At 63.7% G+C, this 22,686-nt stretch carries 18 protein-coding genes; 8 read left to right on the forward strand and 10 right to left on the reverse strand.

Annotated elements, in window-relative coordinates:
• Positions 1–22: 22 nt before the first annotated feature.
• Entirely contained in the window at positions 23–439 is a 417-nt protein-coding gene (locus F562_RS0110480) for a hypothetical protein (protein ID WP_018156915.1), read from the forward strand.
• A gap of 77 nt (positions 440–516) precedes the next feature.
• On the opposite strand, the gene tuf is transcribed toward F562_RS0110480, so the two are convergent.
• From tuf to rpsL, 4 genes are all read right to left on the reverse strand, one after another.
• Entirely contained in the window at positions 517–1,710 is a 1,194-nt protein-coding gene (tuf, locus tag F562_RS0110485) for an elongation factor Tu (RefSeq protein ID WP_018156916.1), read from the reverse strand.
• Between the two features lie 93 nt (positions 1,711–1,803).
• A complete protein-coding gene (gene fusA / locus F562_RS0110490) occupies positions 1,804–3,906 on the reverse strand; it encodes an elongation factor G (RefSeq protein ID WP_018156917.1) in 2,103 nt (700 codons plus the stop codon).
• A gap of 104 nt (positions 3,907–4,010) precedes the next feature.
• Positions 4,011–4,481, reverse strand: coding sequence for a 30S ribosomal protein S7 (gene rpsG, locus F562_RS0110495; protein ID WP_018156918.1), 471 nt, complete (start codon positions 4,479–4,481; stop codon positions 4,011–4,013).
• Positions 4,481–4,855: a 30S ribosomal protein S12 gene (gene rpsL, locus F562_RS0110500; RefSeq protein WP_018156919.1), complete on the reverse strand. Its 375-nt coding sequence runs from the start codon at positions 4,853–4,855 to the stop codon at positions 4,481–4,483. The genes rpsG and rpsL overlap by 1 nt, the downstream gene beginning before the upstream one ends.
• Positions 4,856–5,154: 299 nt before the next feature.
• Between rpsL and F562_RS0110505 the strand changes: the two genes are divergently transcribed.
• Complete coding sequence (locus F562_RS0110505) at positions 5,155–5,394, forward strand: hypothetical protein (RefSeq protein ID WP_018156920.1); 240 nt, start codon at positions 5,155–5,157, stop codon at positions 5,392–5,394.
• Between the two features lie 18 nt (positions 5,395–5,412).
• On the opposite strand, the gene F562_RS0110510 is transcribed toward F562_RS0110505, so the two are convergent.
• Together F562_RS0110510 and rpoB are read right to left on the reverse strand one after the other, a co-directional pair.
• Positions 5,413–9,294, reverse strand: a complete 3,882-nt coding sequence (locus tag F562_RS0110510; RefSeq protein WP_018156921.1) for a DNA-directed RNA polymerase subunit beta' — start codon at positions 9,292–9,294, stop codon at positions 5,413–5,415.
• Between the two features lie 114 nt (positions 9,295–9,408).
• Positions 9,409–12,894 (reverse strand): DNA-directed RNA polymerase subunit beta, encoded by a 3,486-nt coding sequence (gene rpoB, locus F562_RS0110515; RefSeq protein WP_018156922.1) that lies wholly within the window; start codon positions 12,892–12,894, stop codon positions 9,409–9,411.
• Positions 12,895–13,350: 456 nt separating this feature from the next.
• Between rpoB and F562_RS18775 the strand changes: the two genes are divergently transcribed.
• The 5 genes from F562_RS18775 (at position 13,351) to F562_RS0110540 (ending at position 17,492) form a co-directional block, all read left to right on the forward strand.
• Entirely contained in the window at positions 13,351–14,082 is a 732-nt protein-coding gene (locus tag F562_RS18775) for a S1 family peptidase (protein ID WP_018156923.1), read from the forward strand.
• Between the two features lie 121 nt (positions 14,083–14,203).
• The gene (locus F562_RS18780; protein WP_156822614.1) at positions 14,204–14,890 is read left to right on the forward strand and encodes a S1 family peptidase; all 687 of its coding nucleotides are present in this window, start codon (positions 14,204–14,206) and stop codon (positions 14,888–14,890) included.
• Between the two features lie 149 nt (positions 14,891–15,039).
• On the forward strand, positions 15,040–15,750 hold the full coding sequence (locus F562_RS0110530; RefSeq protein ID WP_018156925.1) for a S1 family peptidase: 711 nt from the start codon (positions 15,040–15,042) through the stop codon (positions 15,748–15,750).
• 221 nt (positions 15,751–15,971) lie between these two features.
• On the forward strand, positions 15,972–16,670 hold the full coding sequence (locus F562_RS0110535) for a S1 family peptidase (protein ID WP_018156926.1): 699 nt from the start codon (positions 15,972–15,974) through the stop codon (positions 16,668–16,670).
• Between the two features lie 90 nt (positions 16,671–16,760).
• Positions 16,761–17,492 (forward strand): S1 family peptidase, encoded by a 732-nt coding sequence (locus F562_RS0110540; protein WP_018156927.1) that lies wholly within the window; start codon positions 16,761–16,763, stop codon positions 17,490–17,492.
• A 6-nt stretch (positions 17,493–17,498) separates the two neighbouring features.
• Here F562_RS0110540 and F562_RS0110545 read toward each other — a convergent pair whose 3' ends face one another.
• The 4 genes from F562_RS0110545 to F562_RS18785 all read right to left on the reverse strand — a co-directional run bounded on the left by F562_RS0110545 (position 17,499) and on the right by F562_RS18785 (position 21,259).
• The gene (locus tag F562_RS0110545) at positions 17,499–17,975 is read right to left on the reverse strand and encodes an SRPBCC family protein (protein WP_018156928.1); all 477 of its coding nucleotides are present in this window, start codon (positions 17,973–17,975) and stop codon (positions 17,499–17,501) included.
• 134 nt (positions 17,976–18,109) lie between these two features.
• Entirely contained in the window at positions 18,110–18,496 is a 387-nt protein-coding gene (gene rplL / locus F562_RS0110550; protein WP_018156929.1) for a 50S ribosomal protein L7/L12, read from the reverse strand.
• Between the two features lie 90 nt (positions 18,497–18,586).
• Entirely contained in the window at positions 18,587–19,183 is a 597-nt protein-coding gene (gene rplJ / locus F562_RS0110555; protein WP_018156930.1) for a 50S ribosomal protein L10, read from the reverse strand.
• 267 nt (positions 19,184–19,450) lie between these two features.
• A complete protein-coding gene (locus F562_RS18785; RefSeq protein ID WP_018156931.1) occupies positions 19,451–21,259 on the reverse strand; it encodes a Xaa-Pro dipeptidyl-peptidase in 1,809 nt (602 codons plus the stop codon).
• A gap of 187 nt (positions 21,260–21,446) precedes the next feature.
• Between F562_RS18785 and fdhA the strand changes: the two genes are divergently transcribed.
• Complete coding sequence (fdhA, locus tag F562_RS0110565) at positions 21,447–22,658, forward strand: formaldehyde dehydrogenase, glutathione-independent (protein ID WP_018156932.1); 1,212 nt, start codon at positions 21,447–21,449, stop codon at positions 22,656–22,658.
• The last annotated feature ends 28 nt before the right edge of the window (positions 22,659–22,686 follow it).

A 22,686-nucleotide genomic window follows, 5' to 3' on the forward strand; every position in this document is an offset into this window, starting at 1 on the left:
TTGCGCGGATTAACCTACGGGCATGAAGGTCACCGATCGACTCGGCACTGTCTGGCGGGTACGCCGCCGTTGGCTCCCCTGGAGGCGCCGACTGCGCGACATGACCCCGGACTGGTTTCCGCATATCGGCGGCCTGGGCGACGATCCGATCAGCATGATCATCGGGCTGATCGCCCTGGTGATCTTCCTCCCGGTGTTCATCCTGCTGCTGGTGGTCGCGCTGGAGTTTCTGCTCTTGCTGTTGCTGCTTCCGTTTGTGGTCCTTGCCCGTGTGCTCTTCGGCCATCACTGGGTCGTCGAGGCTCGCAAGGGCAGTTGGCCAGGCGACCTCTGGTGGGATGCGCCCTCAGGGTCTTGGTCCGAAAGCGGCCAACGCATCGACAACATCGCCGGCCTCATTCAGCAGGGGCGAACTCCCCCGCCAACCGTCGGGGACTGAACGACGAACGCCCCCGAAACTCCTCGCGGAGCCCGGGGGCGTTCGTACAGGCTGGTGATCAGCCGTTCAACACAAGATCACTCAATGATCTTGGTGACGCGACCCGCACCCACGGTGCGGCCACCCTCACGGATGTTGAACTTCAAGCCGTCCTCCATGGCGATCGGAGCGATGAGCTCGACCAGCATTTCGGTGTTGTCGCCTGGCATGACCATCTCGGTGCCCTCGGGGAGGTCAACGACGCCGGTCACGTCGGTCGTCCGGAAGTAGAACTGCGGACGGTAGTTGTCATAGAACGGCGTGTGACGGCCGCCCTCGTCCTTGGACAGGATGTAGACCTGCGCCTCGAACTTGGTGTGCGGGGTGATCGAACCCGGCTTCACGACAACCTGGCCACGCTCAACGTCCTCGCGCTTGGTGCCGCGAAGCAGCAGGCCGACGTTCTCGCCCGCGCGACCCTCGTCGAGGAGCTTGCGGAACATCTCGATGCCGGTGACCGTGGTGGTCTGCTTGTCCGGACGGATGCCGACGATGTCGACAGTGTCGTTGACGTTGAGCACACCGCGCTCGATACGACCGGTGACAACGGTTCCACGACCGGTGATCGTGAAGACGTCCTCAACGGGCATCATGAACGGCTTGTCGAGGTCACGCTCGGGCTGCGGGATGTACTCATCCACAGCGTCCATGAGTGCCATGAGCTTCTCGCCCCACTCGGCGTCGCCCTCGAGCGCCTTCAGCGCCGAGACCGGGAGCACCGGAACGTCGTCGCCCGGGAAGTCGTACGCCGAAAGCAGCTCACGAACCTCCATCTCGACGAGCTCCATGATTTCCTCGTCGTCCACCATGTCGGCCTTGTTCAGGGCGACGATGATGTAAGGAACGCCAACCTGGCGAGCCAGGAGGACGTGCTCCTTGGTCTGGGGCATCGGGCCGTCAGTCGCCGCAACCACGAGGATTGCGCCGTCCATCTGAGCGGCACCGGTGATCATGTTCTTGACGTAGTCAGCGTGACCCGGGCAGTCAACGTGCGCGTAGTGACGCGACTCGGTCTGGTACTCGATGTGAGCGATCGAAATCGTGATGCCGCGCTGCTTCTCTTCGGGCGCCTTGTCGATCGTGTCGAAGGCGGACGCCTCATTGAGGTCGGGAAGCTTGTCGTGCAGCACCTTGGAAATCGCCGCGGTCAGCGTCGTCTTTCCATGGTCGATGTGACCGATGGTGCCGATGTTGACGTGCGGCTTGGTCCGCTCGAACTTGGCCTTAGCCACTTGGGGTCCTCCTCAAGGACTTGGTCTGACGCCGGGGCGGCGCCGGGTTGGGTTTTCTCTTTCCGTACCGGTGGGCTGACGCGATAGTACGCGTCACTCGCCCCGGATCTTCTTGATGATCTCCTCAGCGACGCTCTTGGGAACCTCAGCATAGGAGTCGAACTGCATCGTGTAGTTCGCACGACCCTGGGTCTTGGACCTCAGGTCGCCGACATACCCGAACATCTCGGACAGCGGAACCAGGCCCTTGACGACCTTGGCACCACTGATGTCTTCCATGGACTGAATCTGTCCACGGCGAGAGTTAATGTCACCGATGACGTCGCCCATGTAGTCCTCGGGCGTACGCACCTCAACAGCCATCATCGGCTCAAGCAGCGCGGGGTCGGCCTTACGGACGGCCTCCTTGAGCGCCATAGAACCGGCGATCTTGAATGCCATTTCCGACGAGTCGACGTCGTGGTACGCGCCATCGAGCAGCGTCGCCTTGACACCCACCAGCGGGTAGCCCGCGAGCACACCGAGCTGCAAGGCGTCCTGGATACCGTGGTCGACCGAGGGGATGTACTCCCGCGGGATGCGACCACCCGTGACCTTGTTCTCGAACTCGTAGAACTCGCCCTCGGAGGTGTCTAGCGGCGCGAAGGTGATCTGAACCTTTGCGAACTGACCAGAACCACCGGTCTGCTTCTTGTGGGTGTAGTCGAACTTCTCGACCGCGCGACGAATCGTCTCGCGGTAGGCGACCTGAGGCGCGCCCACGTTGGCCTCAACCTTGAACTCCCGCTTCATGCGGTCGACCAAGATGTCGAGGTGGAGTTCGCCCATACCGCCGATCACGGTCTGGCCGGTCTCCTCGTCGAGGCGCACGGTGAAGGTCGGGTCTTCCTGCGCAAGGCGCTGGATGGCCGTACCGAGCTTTTCCTGGTCGGCCTTCGACTTCGGCTCGATCGCCACGTGGATGACCGGCTCCGGGAACGTCATCGACTCCAGAACGACCTGGTCGTTCAGGTCCGACAGCGTGTCGCCGGTGGTGGTGTCCTTGAGGCCGATCACCGCGTAGATGTGACCTGCAGACGCCTTCTCGACCGGGTTCTCCTTGTTGGCGTGCATCTGGAAGAGCTTGCCCAGACGCTCCTTCTTGCCCTTGGTCGCGTTGATCAACTGCGCGCCCGCGGTCACCTCACCGGAGTAGACCCGGATGTAGGTCAGCGTCCCGTAGAACGGGTGTGCGGCGATCTTGAAGGCCAGTGCGGCGAACGGCTGCGTGGAGTCCGGTCCGCGGTGCACGATGGCCTCTTCGTCGCCCGGCTTGTGGCCATCGGCGCCGTCGACGTCGATCGGGCTGGGGAGGTAGTCCAGGACCGCGTCCAGCAGCGGCTGAACGCCCTTGTTCTTGAACGCCGTGCCACAGAAGACGGGGTTGACCTCGTTGGCGAGGGTGAGCGTACGCACACCCTTGCGGATCTCGTCCTCGGTCAAGTCTTCGCCACCGAGGTACTTCTCCAGGAGCTCCTCGTCGGCTTCGGCGACCTTCTCGATGAGCAGGCTGCGGTACTCGTCAGCCTTGTCCTTGAGGTCGGCCGGGATCTCCTCGGTCGCGTACTCCTCACCGAGCTTGGTTTCACCGCGCCAGGTGAAGGCCTTCATGGTCACCAGGTCGATGACACCCTCGAAGTCAGCCTCTGCGCCAATGGGCAACTGCATGACCAGCGGAACGGCGCCGAGGCGGTCGACCATGGTCTGCACGGAGAAGTAGAAGTCCGCGCCCATCTTGTCCATCTTGTTGATGAAGCACATGCGCGGGACGCCGTACTTGTCAGCCTGACGCCACACGGTCTCAGACTGGGGCTCGACACCCTCCTTGCCGTCGAACACGGCAACCGCGCCGTCAAGGACACGCAGGTTGCGCTCAACCTCGACGGTGAAGTCGACGTGACCGGGGGTGTCGATCAGGTTGATCTGGTAGCCCTTCCAGAACGAGGTGACAGCAGCGGAGGTAATGGTGATACCCCGCTCCTTCTCCTGCTCCATCCAGTCGGTCGTGGAAGCACCATCGTGGGTCTCGCCCATCTTGTGCTTCACGCCGGTGTAGAACAGGATCCGCTCGGTCGTGGTGGTCTTGCCGGCGTCGATGTGCGCCATGATGCCGATGTTGCGGACCTGGTTGAGGTCAGTTAGCACGTCCTGTGCCACAGAAGGTCTCTTCTCGTCTCTCGTGCGTCTTCAGAATTCTGGTTGCGGTTAGGTCAACCGCTTCGCCGAGCGCGGCATTCCGCAGAATGCCGCGCCCTAGGCGACTACCAGCGGTAGTGGGCGAAGGCCCGGTTCGACTCGGCCATCTTGTGCGTGTCCTCGCGACGCTTCACTGCGGCGCCGAGGCCGTTGCTCGCGTCGAGGATCTCGTTCATGAGGCGCTCGGTCATCGTCTTTTCGCGGCGCTGGCGGGCGTAGCCAACCAACCAGCGGAGCGACAGCGTGGTCGCACGGTTGGGCTTGACTTCGATTGGCACCTGGTAGGTCGCGCCGCCGACGCGGCGGGACTTGACTTCAAGGGCGGGCTTGACGTTGTCGAGCGCGCGCTTGAGGGTCACGACCGGGTCGGTGCCGGTCTTGTCGCGGCAACCTTCGAGCGCGCCGTACACGATGCGCTCGGCGGTGGACTTCTTGCCATCCAGCAGGATCTTGTTGACCAACTGGGTGACCAGCGGCGAACCGTAGACCGGGTCGACGACGAGGGGGCGCTTCGGCGCGGGGCCCTTACGCGGCATTACTTCTTCTCCCTCTTCGCACCGTAACGACTACGGGACTGCTGGCGACCCTTGACACCCTGGGTGTCGAGCGAGCCGCGAACGATCTTGTAGCGGACACCCGGCAGGTCCTTCACACGACCGCCACGCACGAGCACGATGGAGTGCTCCTGCAGGTTGTGGCCGACGCCCGGGATGTATGCGGTGACCTCGATACCCGAGGTCAACTTGACGCGCGCAACCTTGCGCAGCGCGGAGTTCGGCTTCTTGGGGGTGGTGGTGTACACACGCGTGCACACGCCACGCCGCTGGGGGCTGCCCTTGAGTGCCGGGGTTGTGGCCTTGACGGCCTTGTCCTGGCGACCCTTGCGGACGAGCTGGTTGATTGTAGGCAACCTGGTCTCGACTTCCTGATCGATTCGTCTTGTCTGCGTGACCGCACGCGGATGCGCGCACTCACGTTCCTTGGATGCCGGCCGACTGCCCCACCCACGAGGTCGGGCGTGTCTTCCGGAGCCGCCACCCGCACTTCTGCGAGGATGACCTCACAGTTGCCCGGCGACAGCGTTGTGCGGAGCCTGATACACCGCCCGTTGCAGGGCAGGCAGGGCAGAGCCCACGCACGAAGCACAAGCGTACCGGCCGCGTGTTGCACGGCCAAATTGGTTCCCCAGGGCACCCCACGAGTCCCCAAGTGACCCCATCGGTCACCTGTGGTGACCGATCTGGGCATCTGGCGTCCGTAGGTACCCCATCGGTCACCTATGGATGCATCGCGGCCGCGGAGGAACTCCACGCAAGCAGATCGCCCACGACGTACTGGGTACGTCGCGGGCGATCTGATGGTCTCGACAAGCTCGACCGGCGTGAGGACAAACTCGACCGGCGTGAGGACAACCTCGACCGGCGTGAGGACAAGCTCGACCGGCGTTAGGACAAGCTCGACCGGCGATCAGCGGTCGCTGAAGCCCAACGACGCGTCGTCCAACCGGACGGCTTCGCCACTGCCCGGGCCGAAGACCGGGTAGTCGTAGGCCTGGTAGTCCGGCAGCGCGTAGAGCGCAGCCTTGGCCTCTTCAGTCGGCTCGACCGTCACATTGCGGTAGCGGGCCAGACCCGTACCAGCCGGGATGAGCTTACCGAGGATGACGTTCTCCTTGAGGCCCAACAGCGGGTCACTCTTGGCGTGCATCGCGGCCTCGGTGAGGACGCGAGTCGTCTCCTGGAAGCTCGCCGCCGACAACCACGAGTCCGTGGCCAACGACGCCTTGGTGATACCCAGCAGGTCGGGACGACCCGATGCCGGACGGCCACCTTCGGCGACCGACTTGCGCGATTCGTCTTCGAACCGACCACGCTCGGCCAGCTCACCAGGCAGCAACTCGGTGTCACCCGCTTCGATGATCGTCACGCGACGCAGCATCTGGCGCACGATGACCTCGATGTGCTTGTCGTGGATCGACACACCCTGCTGGCGGTAGACCGCCTGTACTTCGTCGACCAGGTGCTTCTGCACGGCACGCGGGCCGAGGATGCGCAGCACCTGCTTGGGGTCGATCGCACCCTGCACCAGCAGCGTGCCGACCTCAACGTGCTGGCCGTCCTCGATCAGCAGACGCGCACGCTTGCTGACCGGGTAGGCGTGCTCCTCAGAGCCATCGTCCGGCGTCAGCACCAGCTTGCGTGCCTTGTCGGTCTCCTCGATGACCACGCGACCTGTCGCCTCCGCGATCGGGGCGACACCCTTGGGGGTACGCGCCTCGAACAGCTCGACAACACGCGGCAGACCCTGGGTGATGTCATCACCCGCGGCACCACCGGTGTGGAAGGTACGCATCGTCAGCTGGGTGCCCGGCTCACCAATGGACTGCGCGGCAATGATGCCGACTGCCTCACCGATGTCCACGAGCTTTCCGGTCGCCAACGAACGGCCATAGCACTTGGCACAGGTGCCGACGCGGGACTCACAAGTCAGGACCGAACGGACCTTGACCTCCTCGACCCCTGCCGCAACCAACTTGCCAATGGCGACGTCACCGATGTCGTGGCTGGCCTGGACGAGAACCTCGCCACCCACCTCGATGTCGACCGCCGACGCGCGACCGTAGACCGAAGTCTCGGCGTCGTCGTGCTCGACCATCTTGCCGTCAGAGTTCTTCTGCGCGATCGGCAACAGCAGGCCACGCTCGGTGCCACAGTCGTCTTCACGAATGATGACGTCCTGGCTGACGTCGACCAGACGACGAGTCAGGTAACCCGAGTCGGCCGTACGCAACGCGGTGTCCGCGAGACCCTTACGCGTTCCGTGCGTGGAGATGAAGAACTCCAGCACCGACAGGCCTTCACGGAAGTTGGCCTTAATCGGGCGCGGGATGATCTCACCCTTGGGGTTGGCCATCAGGCCACGCATGCCGGCCAGCTGGCGAAGCTGGAACCAGTTACCACGCGCACCCGAGGCCACCATGCGGTAGATCGGGTTGTCCTTCGGGAAGTTCTCCTGCATAGCGGTCGACACATCGTTGGCCGCCTGGGTCCAGATCTCGATGAGCTCCTGACGGCGCTCGTCCTCGGTGATCAGACCGCGGTCGTACTGCTGCTGAACCTTCTCAGCCTTGGTCTCGTAACCGGCCAGGATCTCAGCCTTGTCGGGCATGGCGACGTCGGCAATCGACACCGTCGTACCCGAGCGGGTTGCCCAGTGGAAACCCGCCGACTTGAGCTCATCCAGGGAGGCCGCAACCTGACCCTTGGAGTAGCGCTCGGCAAGGTCGTTAATGATCGAGGACAGCAGACCCTTGTCCACCACCGAGTTCACGAAGGGGTAGTCCTCCGGGAGCGTCTCGTTGAAGATCGCTCGACCCAGCGTGGTCTCGACCACTGCACTCGCGACCATGCCTTCGGCGTCCGCCACGACACCCTCGGCCAGCGGCGTGCCAGCTGACGGTACGAAGTCGACCAAGCGCACCCGGATGGGCGTACCGAGGCCAATCTGGTGGGCGTCGAACGCCATCCGTGCTTCCGCGACGGTGGAGAACGAACGGATCTCCTCCGAGGCGCTCAGCTCAGAGGTCAGGTGGTACAGACCCATGATCATGTCCTGCGTCGGCATGGTGACCGGACGACCGTCCGACGGCTTCAGGATGTTGTTCGACGACAGCATCAGGATGCGCGCCTCGGCCTGCGCTTCGGTGGACAGCGGCACGTGGACAGCCATCTGGTCACCGTCGAAGTCAGCGTTGAACGCCGAGCAGACCAACGGGTGAATCTGAATGGCCTTGCCCTCGACCAACTGCGGCTCGAAGGCCTGAATGCCGAGGCGGTGCAGCGTCGGTGCGCGGTTGAGCAGCACCGGGTGCTCGGTGATGACCTCTTCGAGGACATCCCACACCACCGGGTTGGCGCGCTCGACCATGCGCTTGGCCGACTTGATGTTCTGTGCGTGGTCGAGATCGACCAAGCGCTTCATCACGAACGGCTTGAAGAGTTCCAACGCCATCTGCTTAGGCAGACCACACTGGTGCAGCTTCAACTGCGGACCGACAACGATGACCGAACGGCCGGAGTAGTCGACGCGCTTACCGAGCAGGTTCTGACGGAAGCGGCCCTGCTTGCCCTTGAGCATGTCGGACAGCGACTTCAACGCACGGTTGCCCGGCCCAGTGACTGGACGACCGCGACGACCGTTGTCGAACAGAGCGTCAACAGACTCCTGCAGCATCCGCTTCTCGTTGTTCACGATGATCTCGGGAGCACCGAGGTCAAGCAGACGCTTCAACCGGTTGTTGCGGTTGATGACGCGGCGGTACAGGTCGTTGAGGTCGGAGGTCGCGAAGCGGCCACCGTCCAACTGCACCATCGGACGCAGGTCCGGCGGGATGACCGGGACGCAGTCCAGCACCATTCCGGTCGGGTTGTTCTTCGTCGTCTGGAACGCGGTGACCACGCGCAGGCGCTTCAGCGCCCGAGTCTTCTTCTGACCCTTGCCCGTCGCGATGATCTCGCGCAAGGACTCGCCTTCAGCGTCAAGATCAAAGGTCTCGAGACGCTTCTGCAGTGCCGCGGCACCCATCCCGCCCTCGAAGTAGAGACCAAAACGCTCACGCATCTCGCGGTAGAGCACCTCATCGCCTTCGAGGTCCTGCACCTTGAGGTTCTTGAAGCGGTCCCAGACCTGCTCGAGGCGCTCGACCTGAATGTCAGCGCGCTTGCGGATCTGGTTCATCTCGCGCTCGGCCGACTCGCGCACCTTGCGGCGCGCGTCACCCTTTGCGCCTTCCTTCTCCAACTCGGCCAGATCGGCCTCGAGCTTGGCGGCGCGGGTGTTGACGTCGTTGTCGCGACGGTTCTCGATCTCCTTCTTCTCGACCTCGATCTGCGCCTCCAACGAGGGCAGGTCAGCGTGACGCTGGTCCTCGTCCACAGAGGTGATCATGTAGGCCGCGAAGTAGATGACCTTCTCGAGGTCCTTGGGTGCCAGGTCGAGCAAGTAGCCCAACCGGCTCGGCACGCCCTTGAAGTACCAGATGTGCGTGACGGGGGCGGCTAGCTCAATGTGGCCCATCCGCTCACGGCGCACGTTGGAGCGAGTGACCTCAACGCCACAGCGCTCGCAGATGATGCCCTTGAAGCGAACCCGCTTGTACTTACCGCAGTTGCACTCCCAGTCCCGAGTCGGACCGAAGATCTTCTCGCAGAAGAGTCCGTCCTTCTCCGGCTTAAGGGTTCGGTAGTTAATCGTCTCGGGCTTCTTGACTTCGCCGTGGCTCCACTCGCGAATGTCCTCCGCGGTTGCCAGGCCAATGCGCAGCTCGTCGAAGAAGTTGACGTCTAGCACGTTTGCTGCCTTCTTTCATATGACGTGAAGTCTGAAATCAGTTGAATGTCAGTGATATTCGTGTGGTGCCGACCTCTCCCGGTGCGCCCGCTGTGGGGCGCACCGGGTCTGAGATCAGACTTCTTCGACGCTGCTCGGCTCGCGCCGGGACAGGTCGATTCCGAGTTCTTCCGCAGCGCGGAAGACCTCCTGCTCGGAGTCGCGCAGATCGATCGTCTGACCGTCAGAGGACAACACCTCAACGTTCAGGCAGAGCGACTGCATCTCCTTGATGAGCACCTTGAAGGACTCCGGGATACCCGGGTCCGGAACGTTCTCGCCCTTGACGATGGCCTCGTACACCTTGACGCGGCCGGTGATGTCATCCGACTTGATGGTCAGGAGTTCCTGGAGGGCGTACGCCGCTCCGTAGGCCTCGAGGGCCCACACCTCCATCTCACCAAAGCGCTGACCACCGAACTGCGCCTTACCACCCAGCGGCTGCTGCGTGATCATCGAGTACGGACCCGTCGAGCGGGCGTGAATCTTGTCGTCGACCAGGTGGTGCAGCTTCAGGATGTACATGTATCCCACTGCCACCGGGTCCGGGAACGGCTCACCGGAACGGCCATCGAACAACCGCGCCTTGCCGGTGTCGTCGACCAAGCGGTCGCCGTCACGGGTCGGGGTCGTGGACTCCAACAGTCCGCGGACCTCGTCCTCACGAGCACCATCGAAGACGGGGCTGGCGATCTTGGTCATCGGACCCGCTTCCCGCGCGTCCTCCGGGATCATCGAGGCCCAGTCCGGGTTGCCATCGATCTTCCAACCGCGCGAGGCAGCCCATCCCATGTGCAACTCGAGCACCTGGCCCGGGTTCATTCGGGACGGAACACCCAGCGGGTTGAGCACGATGTCGACCGCGGTGCCGTCCTCAAGGAACGGCATGTCCTCGATCGGGAGGATCTTGGCGATGACGCCCTTGTTGCCGTGGCGGCCAGCGAGCTTGTCACCATCGGTGATCTTGCGCTTGTTGGCAACGTAGACGCGGACCAACTGGTTGACGCCCGGAGGCAGTTCGTCATCTTCATCGCGGTCAAAGACCTTGACGCCGATGACCGTTCCGGTCTCGCCGTGCGGCACCTTCATTGAGGTGTCGCGCACCTCGCGCGCCTTCTCGCCAAAGATCGCACGCAACAAGCGCTCTTCCGGCGTCAGCTCGGTCTCACCCTTGGGCGTGACCTTGCCGACGAGGAGGTCGCCGTCACGAACCTCGGCGCCGATGCGGATGATGCCGCGCTCGTCGAGGTCAGCCAGGACATCCTCGGAGACGTTGGGGATGTCCCGCGTAATCTCCTCAGGTCCGAGCTTGGTGTCGCGGGCGTCGATCTCGTGCTCTTCGATGTGAATCGAGGAGAGAACGTCGTCCTGCACCAGACGCTGCGACAGGATGATCGCGTCTTCGTAGTTGTGGCCTTCCCACGGCATAAATGCCACGAGCAGGTTCTGGCCCAGCGCCATCTCGCCGTTCTCCGTTGCCGGAGCGTCAGCGATCACGCCGCCCACCTCGAGGCGGTCACCCGCGTCGACGATGACCCGCTGGTTGTAGCAGGTGCCCTGGTTGGACCGGGAGAACTTCGCGATCCGGTAGGTCTGGTACGTGCCGTCATCATTGGCGACGGTGACCAGGTCAGCCGAAACTTCCTGGACGACGCCTGCCTTTTCGGCGCGGACGACGTCACCGGAGTCCAGCGCCGTGCGGTATTCGATACCGGTACCGACCAGCGGGGACACCGACTTGACCAACGGCACAGCCTGACGCTGCATGTTGGCGCCCATCAGCGCACGGCTGGCGTCGTCGTGCTCCAGGAACGGAATCAGCGCGGTTGCCGCGGAGACCATCTGGCGCGCCGAGACGTCCATGTAGTCGATCTCATCGACTGGCACGTCATCGGACTCGCCGCCCTTGGTCCGCGCGAGAACGCGCTCTTCAGCGAAGTGGTTGTCATCGGTGAGCTGCGCGTTGGCCTGCGCGATGACGTACTGGTCCTCTTCATCGGCGGAGAGGTAGACGATCTCATCCGTGACGTGGCGCCCATCGACCTTGCGGTAGGGGGTCTCCACGAAACCGAACGGGTTGATGCGGCCATAGGACGCAAGCGAACCGATCAGACCGATGTTGGGACCTTCTGGCGTCTCAATCGGACACATCCGGCCGTAGTGGCTGGGGTGAACGTCACGGACCTCCATGCCAGCGCGGTCACGCGAAAGACCACCTGGGCCGAGCGCGTTGAGCCGGCGCTTGTGGGTCAGACCCGCAAGCGGGTTGTTCTGGTCCATGAACTGCGACAACTGGCTGGTTCCGAAGAACTCCTTGATGGAGGCAACGACCGGCCGGATGTTGATCAGCGTCTGCGGCGTGATGGCCTCGACGTCCTGGGTCGTCATCCGCTCGCGCACCACACGCTCCATCCGGGACAGACCCGTACGGACCTGGTTCTGGATGAGCTCGCCCACATTGCGCAGGCGGCGGTTGCCGAAGTGGTCGATGTCGTCGACCTCGACCGGGATGTCAGCCGGCTTGGCGTCACGGACACCGGAGATCGTCGTGTCGCCAGCGTGCAGAGCCACGATGTAGTGGATCGTCGCGACGATGTCGTCAACACCGAGTACCGACTCGTTGAGCGGTGCCTGCAGGCCCAGCTTCTTGTTGATCTTGTAGCGACCAACCTTCGCCAGGTCGTAGCGCTTGGTGTTGAAGTAGAGGTTGTCCAGCAGAGTCTGGGCAGCCTCCTTGGTCGGCGGTTCGCCCGGACGCAACTTGCGGTAGATGTCCAGCAGCGCCTCGTCCTGGTCGGCCGTGTGGTCCTTTTCCAGGGTCTGGCGGATCGACTCGTACTGACCGAACTGCTCGAGGATCTGCGCCTCGGTCCACCCCAACGCCTTCAGCAGCACCGTGACGGACTGCTTGCGCTTACGGTCGATGCGCACACCGACCATGTCGCGCTTGTCGATCTCGAACTCCAACCACGCGCCGCGGCTGGGGATCACCTTGGCGGTGTAGATGTCCTTGTCGGTCGTCTTGTCGGCGGAACGCTCGAAGTAGACGCCGGGGCTACGGACCAGCTGGGAGACCACGACACGCTCGGTGCCGTTGATCACGAAGGTGCCGCGGTCGGTCATCAACGGGAAGTCGCCCATGAACACCGTCTGGCTCTTGATCTCACCAGTGTTGTTGTTCATGAACTCAGCCGTGACGAAGAGCGGCGCCGCGTAGGTCATGTCGCGTTCTTTGCACTCCTCGATGGAGTACTTGATCTCCTCGAACCGGTGGTCCCGGAACGAGAGCGACATCGAACCCGAGAAGTCCTCGATCGGGGAGATCTCCTCGAAGATCTCCTCCAACCCGGAACGGTCGGGTACGTCAGCGCGGCCGGCCTTCTTGGTCTCCGCGACACGCTGTTGCCAGCGCTCGTGGCCCAGAAGCCAGTCAAAACTCTCAGTCTGAAGAGCCAGCAGATCGGGAATCTCAAGGGGTTCGCGAATTTTCGCGAAGGTTAGTCGGCCAGAGGGCATCTTTGCCGAGGACAGAGTCTGAGTCGCAGTGCGCGAGGCAGCCAACGAAGGGTCCTTCCAGAGCCATAATGAGCGGCGGTCAGCGCGTCTTGTGACTCTGATCAGCCCTCATCCGAGGCCCGCGAGGCGCGGACACCACGGAGTCTCAGCTTCCACATCGACGGCTCCCGTTGCGACGAGGTCGCTTCCGGGCGCGTCAAAGATTGTCACTGAGAGCGAAGGTGAGTGAGCACAGGACAGCGCAAAGCGACAGCATACCGATATATGGGCAGCATGTCTAGCCGGTGCTGTCAAGCACCGTGAGCCGCGTTCTGCACCCCCGTGAGCCGCGTTGCGCAGCATGCTCCCCCGACATCCCAGGCTGCGTCAAGGATCCGCGCGGAAAACACCAAATCTAGAGGGAATCGTGACCCGCAGAAGAGAGTGGCGAGGTCACACTGTCGATGGTCACCCACCACCCGGCATGACCGGCCGCCCCTTGTCACACCTCAGGAGACTGTCATGAAGGTCCACGCTATCGGCGCCATCGCCGCGGCTCTCGCGCTCACCGCCACCACGGCATCTTCGTCGTCAGCCGTTGATGACCCGAGGCGCATCGTCAACGGCTCTGTCGCCACCGACAACCCGGGTGCGGTGTCCCTGTTCGTGACGGACCAGTTCGGTCTGTATGGCAATCCGAACCGGTCCCTCGCCTGGTGCACAGCGACGCTGCTGGACGCTGACTCGGTCCTTACGGCTCGTAGTTGCGTCGACGACTCCGGCCTGCCCCTCAACTATCTGCGCATCGGGTCGATGCGGCTCGGTGGGGGCACGACCCACGGAGCATCAGATGTTGTCTCGCACGGCAGCGCCGACCTCGCGGTCATCACGTTGAAGAAACCGGTGTCCAACCCGAACACCGCCACCTTGGCCGACAGCGCACCTGCAGTGGGCGACACGACGACCGTCTACGGCTGGGGACGCACCGAGTCGCCAGCCGAAGGAATGCCCTCCAAGTTGAAGAAGTCCAGCTCACCGGTCACGAGTTTGAGCGGCCAGGACCGATACGGCGGCACCGCCATCGTGACCGACGGCGGTGACGGTTCCGCGTGGATGGGCGACGAGGGCGCGCCGCAGGTCAACGATGCGGGCGAACAGGTCGGTGTCTACTCACAAGGCGGCTACGACAGCCCGCAGAACTTCGCATCGGTTTCGGACCACCTGGACTGGATCAAAGACGAGGCTGGCCTCTAATCTCCTGGACCCCGAATGCCGGGAAATCCGGACTAAACCTTTACCGTCACCAAACCCTCGGTAGATCGAATGCGACCTACGTTGAAGTCCATCGTTTCGTCCAATGCACGAGGAGATCACCATGAAATTCCGCACGCTCACCGCAGCAGCCGGCGCTCTCGCGATGACTGCCGTTCTCGCTCCGACCGCTCACGGCGTCGATGACCCCGGCCGCATCGTCGGCGGTTCGGTCTCGACGCAAGACCCGGGAGCCGCATCGCTCCACGTGGTCATCGAGGGCCAGGTGACCTTCTGGTGCAGCGCTTCGGTGCTCGACGCGAACTCGATCCTCACCGCGGCGCACTGCGTCGACCAGAAGGAGGACCATGTTCGGGTCGGCTCCCTCAACAAGTTCAGTGGCGGCACGAAACATCGCGTCTCGAAGGTCGCCGCCCACCCCAGCACTGACCTCGCGGTGCTCACGCTCGCGACTCCGATCGCCAACCCCAAGACCGTTCGGTTGGCGACCACCAACCCCTCCGTCGGTGACACCAACACGCTGTATGGCTGGGGCGGGACGACGCCTTCCGGTACCAACGATTCACCGGTCCTCAAGCAGGCGAATGTGCCCGTCACCAATGTGTCCCGCGGCTACATCACCTCGGGGGTCGGCAACGGCTACGCCATCTTCGGTGACTCCGGCGGCCCCCAGTTCGACCGCGCTGGCAATCAGGTCGGCGTGTGCTCCGGTGGCCATCCTGGGGAGGATCAGTCGTACGTATCGGTGTCTGACCACCTTGGCTGGATCAAGTCCAACGCAGGGCTCTGACCTGGTCTAATCCGTACCTCGTTGGCCGGGCACACCATGGGTGTGCCCGGCCAACGCGTATCCAGACGAAGTCTTGGATCCTTCCTGACCCGCTCTTGAAGAACTTCTGCCTACCTTGAATGAGTCCACCACAATCAAGGAGATCCCTCGTGAAGACTCGAATTCTGGGCGCCGCCACCGCGGCCCTCGCAGCCACCGCACTCGCCGCCCCTGCCGCTCAGGCCGTTGACGGCCCGGACCGGATCGTGGGAGGGAGCGCCAGCACCTCCAGCCCAGGCGCCGCAGCCCTGCACGTGATCTCACCCAGGACTGGCCAGGAGGTATTCGGGTGCAGCGCAAGCATGCTCAGCCCGACCAAGGTTCTGACGGCCCGTCACTGCACTGACGGATACCAGGAGACCCACGTCCGCGTCGGCTCGCTGAACCGATCGTCTGGCGGCACCAAGCACAACGTCGCCAGCGTGGTCGAACACCCCTCTACGGACCTCGCCATCCTCACCCTCGCCACGCCGGCGAGCGGCACCAAGACTGTGAAACTGGCGACTGCTGACCCTCAGGTCGGCGAGACAAACACGCTGTATGGCTGGGGCCGGACCGCTTTCGAGTCCGACTCATCGCCGGTGCTCAAGCAGGCGAACGTTCCGGTGCAAGGCACCAACTCCACGCCCGCCTACGGCGGTAAGGGCATCAAGTCGGGCGTCGGCAACGGGCACGCCTGGAAGGGTGACTCCGGCGGCCCGCAGTTCAACGCAGCTGGGCAGCAGGTTGGCGTCTGCTCGATCGGTGGCTTCGGCGTGTACCAGGTGTATGTCTCGGTGGCGAACTACCGGTCGTGGATCACCTCGAACGCCGGCCTGTGAGTTAGCTCTTCACCGCTTTCCACAATGGTCGGGCACCCCAGGGGGTGCCCGACCATTCGTGTTGCGTAGGGGGCCGGACATTCTTGCCGCACCGGCAAATACTCATACGAGGTCTTGAACTTTCGCTGACCTACGCAAGAGAAACCGGAATCTATGTTGATTTCAGGCCGTGGTCTACACCGGCGACGGCCATCCCTACAGATCACCAGGAGATAGTTCTCATGAAGAAATTCGCCTTGGGAGCCGCCACCGCAGCGCTCGCGATCACCGGCCTCACCGTCCCGACCGCGTCGGCAGTTGATGGTCCCGATCGCATCGTCGGTGGAACCACGGCTACCTCTAATCCGGGCACCGTTGCTCTCTTCGTCAACGGCGCTTACAACTGCACCGCGACCTTGCTGGACTCCAACTCAGTCCTGACCGCAAAGCACTGCATCGGCAACGGTTCGGCCAGCGCGCTCTCCTTCCGCGTCGGCTCACTCAGCAAGGGCTCCGGGGGAACGATCCACAAGGCGAGCAAGGTGACGTGGCACTCCGCCGACCTGGCCGTTGCGACGCTCGCCACCCCGGCCACCGGAGCCCCGACCGTTCGCCTGGCCACCGCACGCCCCGCAGCAAACGAGACGAACAAGATCTTCGGTTGGGGAGGGACGACCTGCGCTGAATTTCCTCCGTCGCCAGCCACGCTGAAGACCGCCAACGTACGAGTTCAGAGCCTCACGTCCGACAACTACGGTGGCATCGCCTTCAAATCGACCGGCATCAACGGCACCGCATGGAAGGGCGACTCCGGCGGCCCGCAGTTCAATGCGGCTGGTCAGCAAGTTGGCGTCGCGTCCACCGCCGACTGCTATTCGGTGCAGAACTACACCTCGGTTCCTGACTACCGCTCCTGGATTACTACCCAGGCTGCTGGCTGACCCACCCGGTTCACATCGCAAAGCGGTTGCCTGGTCGCTCGCCTCGGCCAGGCAACCGCTTTGTTCGCCGCACAGAAGGAGATCCGCCACATGAAGGTACGCCCTCTCGGTGCCGCTGCCAGCGTCATCGCGCTCACCGCACTTCTCGCGCCAACCGCCGACGCAGTCGACAAGCCCGATCGCATCATCGACGGCACTATCGCCACCAGCACCCAAGGCTCGGTCGCGCTCCATGCGAAGGACGTAACCGGAATCGTCGGGCCGGCCGGCGACGTCATCTTCAAATGCTCAGCAAGTCTGGTGGACGCCGACACAGTGCTCACCGCTCGACACTGCGTCGATGATGATCGGTTCCCCACCGACCACCTGCGGGTCGGCTCATTGAAGCGGGCGTCCGGCGGCACCGTTCATCAGCCATCCAAGATCGAGATTCATCCCGGTGCCGACCTTGCAGTCATCACGCTAGAAACCCCGGCTCAGGGCGCACCAACAGTGACTCTCACGAGTGAACGTCCCCCGATCGGTGAGACGAACCCGATCTATGGGTGGGGGAAGACCAGTTGTTCGGAGCCGGAGCCCTCGCCGGTGCTGAAGACCGCGAATGTTCGGTTCACTGGCATCACCAGCGACTACTACGGCGGGATCGCTCTCGGATCGACCGGCATCAACGGCACGGCCTGGCAGGGCGACTCCGGTGGCCCGCAGTTCGGCGCCTCTGGGGAGCAGGTCGGCGTGGCGTCGACCGCAATCTGCTCCGAGACTCAGGCGTACACCTCGGTCGCCGACTACCGGACGTGGATCACTGACCGGGCCAACGGCTGAGTTCCTTTACCCCCGCGGATAGCCACGTCGCACGGCGCGCTCCAGGATGCCCAGCGTCGCTTTGAGATTCGCCTCGGAGATCACCGGGAAGATGCCCAGATCCTTGAAGTCTTGGGAGGCCCGGCTCCAGTCGTAGTAGGAGGTGACCCTGGTGGCCTGGGACTCCGGTTCGAGCCGGTAGCCGAACACGTGGCCGATCGGTGGTTTGACCGTGCCGATGATGCTCCAGGCGATGTCGCGGCCCGACTCGAAGGCCTCGATCACCACCGTGACGTCGTACTGCCCCATGGGCATATCGCCCAAGGACTCCCGGTCCATGTGCACCAGGAAGGTGTCGCCCACTGCCGACACCGGAGCACCTTGGGCACCCTGCAACATGCCGGATGCGTCGATGGCGACGTGCCCGTCCGGGTCGCACAGCACCGCAAAAATATCGTCCGCCGGAAGTTCCATGACGCGCTGCACTTCGATGCGTTCAGTCATGGACGACAACGTACAGCGAGCCATGGTCCGGGCATGCCAACGGCGCGTGCCCCTGGTTAAGGGACACGCGCCGTTGGCGTCGGTGAGGCGCTTACGCAGCACCGTCACCGGGTTGCCGCCGAAGCGGCAGGGTCTTACTTGAGCTCGACGGTGGCGCCGGCGCCCTCGAGGGCTTCCTTTGCCTTCTCCGCGGCGTCCTTGTCGACGCTCTCGAGGATGGGCTTGGGGGCGCCATCCACGAGGTCCTTGGCTTCCTTCAGGCCGAGAGAGGTCAGCGCACGGACCTCCTTGATGACCTGGATCTTCTTGTCACCGGCAGCAGTGAGGATGACGTCAAACTCGCTCTGCTCCTCGGCAGCAGCAGCGTCGCCGCCGGCTGCCGGGGCTGCACCGGCGACGGCAACGGGGGCCGCGGCGGTGACGTTGAAGGTGTCCTCGAACTCCTTGACGAACTCGGAGAGTTCGATCAGGGTCATTTCCTTGAAGGCCTCAAGGAGCTCGTCAGTGCTGAGCTTCGCCATGGTGGCGTCCTTTCTATTGCGTTCGAACGGCTAGGCCGCTCGTGCCGTGAGTGGCGGTTGATGGTGGTGCTGTCTGATCCGCGTCGCGGATCAGGCGTCGTCGCCACCCTCGGCGACGTCGGTGCTCTCCTCGGCCGGAGCCTCGGATGCTGCGGCCGGGGCCGCGGGTCCTTCTGTCTCGACCTTCGCGCGCAGAGCGTCGACCACACGGGCCGTCTGCGAGAGCGGTGCGGAGAACAGGTAGACCGCCTGGCTGAGCTGGGCGTTCATCGCCCCGGCCAGCTTGGCGAGCAGCGTCTCGCGCGACTCCAGGTCGGCGAGCTTCTTAACCTCGTCAGCAGTCAGCGGGTTGCCATCCAGCACCGCGCTCTTGATGACCAGGTTGGGGTTGTCCTTGGCGAAGTTACGCAGACCCTTAGCCGCCTCCACCGGGTCACCGGTGACGAAGGCGATTGCCGACGGGCCTTCCAACTGCCCGTCGAAAGCGGTCACACCGGCGGCCGAGGCTGCCCGTGCGGTAAGCGTGTTCTTCACCACGGAGTAAGTCGCGTGCTCGCGAAGAGATTCACGAAGAGTCGAGAGCTGGCTCACTGACAATCCGCGGTACTCCGTCAGCACGGCCGCAGTCGATTCACGGAACTTCTCCGTGAGATCGGCAATCGCTGCGTCTTTCTGAGCGTTCGCCATGCGGGCCTCCTTCCGGGTGAGGCCGGTCGTCCAGGCCCGGACATGAAACGAGCCCCGGCGCAGATGCGCGGGGCTCTCAGCACGAGTTCGTGCGGTGTACGCGATCCACCCGAGGGCGGCGTACGGCCTGCTCACCTGCGCTGGTCGCCCGCTCCTGGCGGAACCTTCTGTCAACACGGGTGTGTCAACAACCGGCGGTCATTGGTGAGGTCAGACTACGGCGAGGGTGGGCGAGGCACCAAATCGGCAGCTCGCCCACCATCGCGCCTACTTCAGGTCACCCTTGTCCGTGCGCGCTACGGGGATCTCGATGGAGGTGTCCTGCACCGCGACCTTCATCGTGGCACCGGCCGCGGGGCGGACGGTGAATTCCTGGTCGCCCTGAAGCACCACCAGGCCGAGCTTCGAGCCAGCCTTCACGGTCGTATGGATCGGTTGGAGCTTGACGTCGACCGTCACGTCCTTGCCGCGCTTCAGTTCCTTTTCCCGGCTCACCGAGGACGCATTGCGAGGGTCTGCCCAGCCACGGGAGATGACCCGAGCCGTGCCATCCGGGAGGTACTCGACGAGCGCCGCCGTGAGGTTGGCGCGCTTGGCGTCGAAGGAGGCACGGATCCGCGCGGACGGGGATCCGGTGACCAGCACGTCACTGGGTAGGGCGTCGGTGGCAAACGCCAGGCGGTGTGGCGAGGTGGTTGCTTTGGCGAGGTCCGCGACGGTGATCGCAGCATTGTCCGTCACCGTCTGCGAACCCTTGGCCTTGCCAGCACTAGTCCCCTTCCGGTTCAGCATGCCGATGGCGTTGCCGTCGCCACTCGCTTTTAGCCGTACCGAACCCGACCCGGGCACCGGCCACGTGCGGTGTCGCTCTAGTTGCCTTTGACCGTTCACGACGTACGTCTGTGGCTGCTTCTCCACCCCGTTGCGGTGGTTCCAGAGGTAGCGGCTGAACCAGCGGTTCATGAGCTCATCAGTGGGTGGGCCGCCGTGCCCGCCCTGGTGGAGATAAATCTGCCGCGGGACGCCCTGTTTGCCCAACTCGCGATAGAGGTTCACCGCCTGATCCGGCATCACATTGCGGTCGTTCAGGCCATGCGAGATCAACGCCGGTGTGTGGAACTTATGCGCGTCCTCGAGGTAGTTGCGGTCCTTCCAGAACCTGGTGTAGTCACCGGTCACCCGATCTTGCTTCTTCGCCAGAGAGGACAGCACGCCCTGACACACCTCGGGGTTCTTCCGGGTCGTCACGGCATCGGCCAGCACATCGGCGTCTTCTCCTTGAAAGCCGCCTGGCGCGCGCACCGCGCCCTGGGATCGGTAATAGCCGTACCAACTGGAGATGGCTGCGTCGGGCACGATGGCCTCAAGGTTGGCGACCCCCGCGCTCGCGGCGGCGATCGGCAACGTTCCGTTGTAGGACGTGCCCGTCATACCCACGCGCCCTGTGGTCCACGCCGGCTTCTTGAGGCGCTCACCCCCGCGCTGCTCGGAGTAGGCCTTGCCCTTGCCGGCAAACCACTCGATCACCGCTTTCGCCGCGAGAGTCTCATTGCGATCACCGGTCGTCGCGCACCCATCGGATAGCCCACTTCCCGGCGACTCCATCTGGGCAACGGCGAATCCCCTTGTGACCCAGCGAGACTCAAACGATTTACTGATGATCGGAGTGGTGTTACCTGGCTTGAAAACGGGGGTCTTAATCCGCGACTTCGGGGGCTGTCCCAGCGGGTGATCAACTGACCAGTTCTCTGCCTCGGCCAGCCCGGCAAAGTACGGGCTGTCCTGGAGAATGATCGGCACCTTCACGCCAGCATCTCGAGACTCCTTGGGTCGGGCGAGGCTGACGTGGATCCGGTCGGGCCGACCGTCACCGTCGCTGTCGGAACGGCCCTCCACCCAGAACTCCTGGCGCTCCCACGTGGTGGCGTCCTTGTCGAAAACATCCTGGCTCAGACCATCTTTGAAGACTGGCCCATCAGATTCAGGCGCCGCCGACGCCGCGATAAGCGCGGGCGTCATCAGGCCCATGCATACGAGTGTGGCCAACGTACGGCCTGGGGCAGAGCGAGGGGTCATCGCGATCTCCTGGGTTGGTGGATGCGCATAGCCTGCCCTCTTTGCGACCCGCACGTGCGAAATTGCGGCCATCCCTTGTCGGGGAACGCGGCCGGGTCTAATGTCCGAAACATCAGCGCCCACCGCGTCCAGGCGATTACCGGACCTGGGTAGTTTTTGGGCGGTCTGCACTCAATGAGGAGCGCAAATGTCACAAGGTAACGACTGTGTGGTCTACAAAAGCAGCGGCGAGGTCGAGGTCGTCGATATCGGCTACCCCAAGATGGAAATGCCCAAGGAACTGGGTGGCCGACAGATCAACCACGGTGTGATTCTGGAACTTGTCGCGACGAACATTTGCGGCTCCGATCAGCACATGGTGCGCGGTCGGACGGCCGCCGAGCCGGGGCAAACGCTCGGTCACGAACCCACCGGCAAGGTCGTCGAAGTCGGCGGCGACGTGGAGACCCTCAAGGTCGGAGACATCGTCTCGGTTCCGTTCAACGTTGCCTGCGGGCGATGCCGAATGTGCAAGATGGGCCGCACCGGCGTCTGCGATCGAGTGAACACTGTAGGCGGCTGGGGTGCCGCCTATGGGTACGTCAACATGTCGGGCTGGATCGGCGGCCAAGCGGAGTTTCTGATGGTTCCGTACGCAGATTGGAACTGCTTGAAGTTGCCCGACACCGACGAGGCCCGTTCGAAAATCATGGACCTCGCGCTGCTGTCGGACATCTTCCCCACGGGCTTTCATGGGGCCGTGACGGCGGGAGTAGGGCCCGGAAGCACGGTCTACATCGCCGGCGCCGGCCCAGTGGGCCTGGCATCTGCCACGGGAGCGTTTTTGCTCGGCGCGGCCCACGTCATCGTAGGAGACCTCAACCAGGAGCGGCTCACGCAGGCAGAGTCATTCGGCTGCATCCCACTCGATGTGAAGAAGGGCCCGCTCGACGAGCAGATCGCCTCATTGTTGGGCCGCCCCGAGGTCGACTGTGCGGTCGACTGCGTGGGCTTCGAGGCATCGGGCCACGGCACCGAAGCCACCGAGGAAAAGCCCGCAGCCGTACTCAACGGCCTCATGGACATCGTCGAACCCGGCGGTGGCGTCGGGATCCCAGGGCTCTACGTGACCGGCGACCCCGGAGCCAGCGATGCCAATGCCAAGGAAGGTCGACTCTCCATCCGGATTGGCAAGGGCTGGGCCAAGAGCCAGCACTACACCACCGGCCAGTGCCCGGTCATGAGGTACAACCACTCGCTGATGGAAGCGATCCTTGGCGGACGCGCCGACATCGCGAAGAATGTCGGCGCGAAGTTACTGCCCCTTGAAGAGGCCCCGCAGGGATACCGGGACTTCGACCAGGGTGCCAGCGTCAAGTACATCCTCGACCCGCACGGACTCGCTGCCGCGATGGTCTGATGCACCAACGAAAATGCGGCCCGAACCC

The organism is Demetria terragena DSM 11295 (genome assembly GCF_000376825.1).
GTDB lineage: Bacteria > Actinomycetota > Actinomycetes > Actinomycetales > Dermatophilaceae > Demetria > Demetria terragena.

Excerpts from the sequence above, each read along its gene's own strand:
- rplJ (WP_018156930.1), bottom strand. The coding sequence starts at position 19,183 with ATGGCGAACGCTCAGAAAGACGCAGCGATTGCCGATCTCACGGAGAAG.
- F562_RS0110545 (WP_018156928.1), bottom strand. The coding sequence starts at position 17,975 with ATGACTGAACGCATCGAAGTGCAGCGCGTCATGGAACTTCCGGCGGAC.
- rplL (WP_018156929.1), bottom strand. The coding sequence starts at position 18,496 with ATGGCGAAGCTCAGCACTGACGAGCTCCTTGAGGCCTTCAAGGAAATG.
- F562_RS0110480 (WP_018156915.1), top strand. The coding sequence starts at position 23 with ATGAAGGTCACCGATCGACTCGGCACTGTCTGGCGGGTACGCCGCCGT.
- fdhA (WP_018156932.1), top strand. The coding sequence starts at position 21,447 with ATGTCACAAGGTAACGACTGTGTGGTCTACAAAAGCAGCGGCGAGGTC.
- F562_RS18780 (WP_156822614.1), top strand. The coding sequence starts at position 14,204 with ATGAAATTCCGCACGCTCACCGCAGCAGCCGGCGCTCTCGCGATGACT.
- F562_RS0110535 (WP_018156926.1), top strand. The coding sequence starts at position 15,972 with ATGAAGAAATTCGCCTTGGGAGCCGCCACCGCAGCGCTCGCGATCACC.
- rpsG (WP_018156918.1), bottom strand. The coding sequence starts at position 4,481 with ATGCCGCGTAAGGGCCCCGCGCCGAAGCGCCCCCTCGTCGTCGACCCG.
- F562_RS0110540 (WP_018156927.1), top strand. The coding sequence starts at position 16,761 with ATGAAGGTACGCCCTCTCGGTGCCGCTGCCAGCGTCATCGCGCTCACC.
- F562_RS18785 (WP_018156931.1), bottom strand. The coding sequence starts at position 21,259 with ATGACCCCTCGCTCTGCCCCAGGCCGTACGTTGGCCACACTCGTATGC.
- F562_RS18775 (WP_018156923.1), top strand. The coding sequence starts at position 13,351 with ATGAAGGTCCACGCTATCGGCGCCATCGCCGCGGCTCTCGCGCTCACC.